This window comes from Streptomyces calidiresistens, assembly GCF_014141525.1.
Taxonomy (GTDB): Bacteria; Actinomycetota; Actinomycetes; order Streptomycetales; family Streptomycetaceae; genus Streptomyces; species Streptomyces calidiresistens.
The window spans coordinates 1-4,737 of record NZ_VKHS01000426.1 but is presented as its reverse complement, the minus strand read 5'-3'; the positions used below and the strand labels follow the sequence as shown (position 1 = coordinate 4,737).

4 protein-coding genes are annotated in these 4,737 nt (G+C 70.7%); 3 read left to right on the top strand and 1 reads right to left on the bottom strand.

Annotation, left to right across the window (positions count from 1 at the left end; genetic code table 11):
• The first annotated feature begins 81 nt into the window (after positions 1-81).
• Positions 82-402: a DMT family transporter gene (locus FOE67_RS16880; protein ID WP_182665153.1), complete on the top strand. Its 321-nt coding sequence runs from the start codon at positions 82-84 to the stop codon at positions 400-402.
• A gap of 75 nt (positions 403-477) precedes the next feature.
• The gene (locus FOE67_RS16875; protein ID WP_182665151.1) at positions 478-885 is read left to right on the top strand and encodes a DMT family transporter; all 408 of its coding nucleotides are present in this window, start codon (positions 478-480) and stop codon (positions 883-885) included.
• A gap of 216 nt (positions 886-1,101) precedes the next feature.
• Here the strand turns inward: FOE67_RS16875 and FOE67_RS16870 are convergent, their stop codons facing one another.
• Positions 1,102-2,037 carry an RICIN domain-containing protein gene (locus FOE67_RS16870; protein WP_182665150.1) on the bottom strand — a complete coding sequence of 312 codons (936 nt, stop codon included), beginning with the start codon at positions 2,035-2,037 and terminating at the stop codon, positions 1,102-1,104.
• A 1,754-nt stretch (positions 2,038-3,791) separates the two neighbouring features.
• Between FOE67_RS16870 and FOE67_RS16865 the strand changes: the two genes are divergently transcribed.
• On the top strand, positions 3,792-4,737 hold a 946-nt coding region (locus FOE67_RS16865; RefSeq protein WP_182665148.1), incomplete at its 3' end, for an RsbRD N-terminal domain-containing protein.

The following is a 4,737-nucleotide window of genomic DNA, read 5'->3' as shown; positions in this document are numbered from 1 at the left end:
GTGCCACCGTGCCCGCGATGACGCGGGCTCCACGACACCACGGCTCCCCACCCCACCCCCGCTCCTCCGAAAGGACTTCCCGTGCAGTGGATCCACCTCGGTATCGCGATCGTCTTCGAGATCGCCGTCGCCCTCTCCGCCGGTAAGGCCGACGGATTCACCAACCGCCGGTGGACGCCGGCGACCCTGCTCAGCGGCGCCGCGGCCACCTACTTCCTCAGTCTGGCGCTGCTGACCTTCAACGTCGGTGTCGGCTACGCAATCTGGACTTCCGTCGCCGGTGTCGGCATCACTCTGCTCGGAGCGCTGCTCTTCGGCCAGCGGCTGAACTGGCGCAAGGCGCTGGGCATCGTCGTCATCATCGGCGGGGTCGTCGGGCTCCAGCTCAGCGGCGCCGCCTGAGCATCCCGTCGTCCCGTGCCGGCCACCCCCCGCGAACCCTTCCCACGAGCCCTCCCCACGAAAGGATTCACCCCCATGTCCAATTCCGCTCCCGGTCGGACCCGATCCTGGATCATGCTTCTGCTCGCCGGAGGCTTCGAGGTCGGCTACGCGCTCGCCGTCGGCGGCAGCGAGGGCTTCACCCGGCTGACCTGGTCACTGGTCGCCGTGGTGTTCTTCCTGCTGACCCTCTGGGCACTCAGCGTCGCGCTGCGCGCCATCGATGTCGGCATCGGCTACGCGGTGTGGGCGGGCATCGGAGCGGTCGGCGCCGCGCTGCTGAGCCCCGTCGTCTTCAACGAGACGCTCACCGCGTTCCAGGCCATGTGGCTGGCCGTCATCATCGCCGGTGTGGTCTGGCTCAAGCTCGCCGACAGGCCCCGGGAGGCCCCGCCGGCCGCCGCCCCGACCACCTTCCGGGAAGTGCAGGGCGCGGGCGTCTGACCGGGTGGACGCCGGATGGCCCGTCACCTTCCGTCGGTTTTTCGGAAGGTGACGGGCCACTCCCGTCTCCCCCCGGTTCGGCGATGGCCGTCCGGTCGCGGAACGGGCGGCCCGCCGACGGGCAGACCCCGCCGAACGGACCGCACGGACAGGGCCGGTCGGGGGATGGGACCGAGGGGAGCCGGCAGGCGGCGCGGGCACCCCGTCCCCTCACCGTCAGAGGCGTTCGAGGGTCCAGGTCTGGGCGACGGAGGAGTTGCAGGGCCACTGGGCGACGTTGGCCCCGCGATCGGTGGAGCTGCTCCGCACGTCGAGGCAGAGGCCGCTGTGCGAGGCGACCAGTTGGTGGGCGCCGTTGCCGAGGGACTCCACCCGCCACTGCTGGGTGGCGGTGCCGTTGCACGACCACATGCGAACGTTGGCGCCCGGGCCCGTCTCGCTGTTGGCCACCTCCAGGCAGTTGCCCGAGATGGAGAGGGTGAAGGTGTCGGAGGCGCCGGTCGCGCCGAAGCGGAAGCGCTGGGCGGCCGTGCCGTTGCAGGCCCACTGGTGGACGTTGACGCCCGAGGAGGTGTGGTCCCCGCCGATGTCCAGGCACAGGTCGGCGCCGGTGCCCGCGTGCAGGCGGTAGGTCGTCCCGGCCGTGAAGGTGTCGCCCACCGATCGGGGCTCCGACTCGGGCTCCTCCTCCGGTTCGGGCTTTTTCTTCTTCGGCTCCGGCTCGTCCCCGGCCTCCGGCTCCGGGTCCTCCTCGGCTTCCGGCTCGGTGGGATCCGGGGCCGGCGGGGGCTGCACGGGCGGGATGTACAAGGGCTGGGAGGCCTCGCCGGGTTCCGACTCCTCCTCTTCGTCCTCCTCCCCCTCCTCGGAGGGGGAGGGCTCCGGCTGCGGGTCCGGTGCCGGGAGCGGCAGGAGGGACTGCGGGGCCCCCGGCTCCTCCGTGGAGGCCACGGTCCCGGTCCGATCGCCCCGCTCGGGCCACACCGCGCCCACCGCCACCACCCCGGCCGTGAGCAGCGCCGCCGCCGCGACACCGCCACCCAACGTCGTCAACACCCGACGCCCGGGCATCAGACCACGCCGCCCCCGCGTCGGCTCGGCGGTGAACGTCGCGGCGAACGTACCGGGCGAATCCTGCTTGTCCTGTGTCATCGATGCCTCGTGATCGAAACGGTCGGAACGGTCGGTGCGGAAGGCCCGGCACGGGAGCGGCTCCCACCGCCCGAGGGCCCTCGCTCCGCCCGCGAACAACGGTCGGGAGCCGCACGTGGGGGGTGGTGGATCGACGGGTCTCCCGGTGGAGGCGCGGTGGTCCGGGTCGTCCACAGGCTTCCGGGAACCGGAGGGACCGGCGTGGGACCGGGCCGCCGGTTCCCGACGCGGGAAGGACTCGGGTGCGGGGCGATGGACCGCCCCGTCCCACCCCGGCGGCCGACGGCGCTGACGGCCTCCGTGTCGCGGATGATGCCCCCCGGGGCGTCGGTGGGTACGCCTCCGTGAGGAACGGTACACCGCCGCACTCCCCGGGCGGCCGGTGACCCCGGGCCCTGCGGTGCTCCATCTTCTCTTGTGGTAGCGGGAGTTGAACGGTGGCCGAACGGGGAGCGGGCGGGGATCGACCTCCGGTGGACGAGCCGGCGGCACCTCCGTCCGTTCCGCCCGGAGCCGACGGGCCGGATGCGGTCCGACCGTCCCGATGGGGTCGCCGGTGGAACGGGCGACCTCCCGGCCGGCACCGGTCTCCGGAATGCCTCGCCCCTCGTTGCCTCCGGGACGACCGCCCGTTCCACCGGTTGGGAGTCCGCGGGCCCATCGGCCCGCTCCGACCCCGGGCCGGAAATGCCCCTCATGGGGGGATTCATGCTTTTCGCCGAAAAATCGACAGAGATCAGCTTTTTCGCATCGGCGGGAAACGCGCAACCCCGAGTCGGAGGAATCCACTCCGGTTTTCCGGCCCGTATTATCCCCGATTCATCTGCTCGAACCATGGACCGCCACGCCCCGGACCGGACCCATTGACGATCGGAACTCATCGCGGAAGGGGAAGTCCGAGACCCGGCCCCCACATATGGTGGTTGATGCACGCACGACTCTCCCGCCCCTCCCGAACGAAAGGAAAGGCGGGACCCGCGAGACGTGGCCGCGACCGGGATATCCGTGCCGGCCGCAACCGATTGTCCCGTGTCACGCCCCCCCCGGGTGCCCCACTCCCCCCGGGGAAATCCGGAATGTCATGGCCATGCCCTCCCCGGGCCACGGTGAAGCCCGGGCGACGCCCCCAGCCACCCGCCGACCACCACCGGGAGGCCGGGACACCCACGGGGCCGATGAGCACGGAGGCCGCGCCCGGGCGACACGAGGAATGACCGATTGTCGCCCAACCCCCGGACCGGATGACCGAAACGGAATGCCACCCACCCCATCCCGCCCGGGAGAAGCATGTGGCATCGACCCGCCACGATGCCCGTTCCGCGCCCGAATCCGGGGCCGCCACCACTTCACGCACTTCGCCGTCGAATGGTTCATCGATAACACCGACTTTTTTCGGCCTTCTTCTCGTTTAATGCTCAACTTGCCTCCGTGACGCCCCTGTTAATGTTTGAGGAACGGCGGCCGAATCGCCCGCTCGACGGGGCGGCGCGTACACGACGAAGCGGTTCCCGGCCGCCGACTGCCCGAGAAAACCGGGGGTCCCATGCATTGTCACCGCGCATTACCACGGAACGGAGGGGCACGAAGTACATTGACACGCAACGGATCACCTCGGGTCGAGACCCCACCTCCTTCATGAGCCCACGCCCTCCGCCCCCCCGGAGAGCGTCCCCATGAAGGTGTGTCATCGGCATCCCCCTCACCCCCACGTCGATCCCGGGCGAGTGCCCCGTCAAAACTCAGGTGGTGACCCCATGCAGGTATGTGCCCCACCCACCAGCGTCTTCGTGACCTGGCTGGCGGATCACCTGGAAGAGGTGACCGACGAGGTCATCGAGAAAATCGGACGCAAGACCGTTTCGACGAGTCCCCTCTACAGCGACCCGGCCCTGCAGGCCGTCCTTCGATCGGAAACCTCCAGGCTGCTCTCCCGCATCATGGAGGAACTGGAGATCCCCCAGCCGACCCCCCTCGACTCGCCCGAGGCCGGGCACATCGCGCGACTCGCCGCCCTCCACGGCACTCCCCTGGACAGCCTGGTGAATGCCCACTGGGAGGCACTCAGCGTCGTCCAGGACGCCTACTTCCGAGCCGCGCGGGAAGCGCAGGTCCCACCGGAGGAAGCGCTGAGAATCCTGCACACGGGGTGTCGCCGCCTACTCGAACACACCTCGTGCCTCATCGAGACGGCCACCCGGGAGTATCTCGAGGCACGACGCAGCAACGAGACGGACGAGAACGCCATTCGCCTGGGCCGCATCCAGGCGGTGCTGAACGGGCCGGAGACACGGATCCCCCACTCGCCCTACGACGTCGGGGCCGAGCACGTCGCGGTGGTGGCCGGCGGCCCGGTCGCCGGGGTGGTGAACGCGTACGCCCGGCAACAGGGCTCACGCGCCCTCGCCGCCTTTGTCGACCAGGATGTCATCTGGGCCTGGTTCTCCTCCGTCCCGCCCCAGCGACTCCTGACCACCGTCCTGGCGGGAACACCGGCCGGCGCCGTCGGCGTCGGCGCCCCGGGCAGGGGCGTCCAAGGCTTCCGACAGTCGCACCGCGAGGCGCAGGCCGCCCATCGGGTGTGCCTGCGGACCGGGCGCCCCGGGATCCAGTTCTCCGACGTCATTCCCGAGTCCATGGCCCTGACCGACATGAACTCCACCCGCGGACTGGTGCTTCGCCAATTGGGCCGGCTCGCGAGGG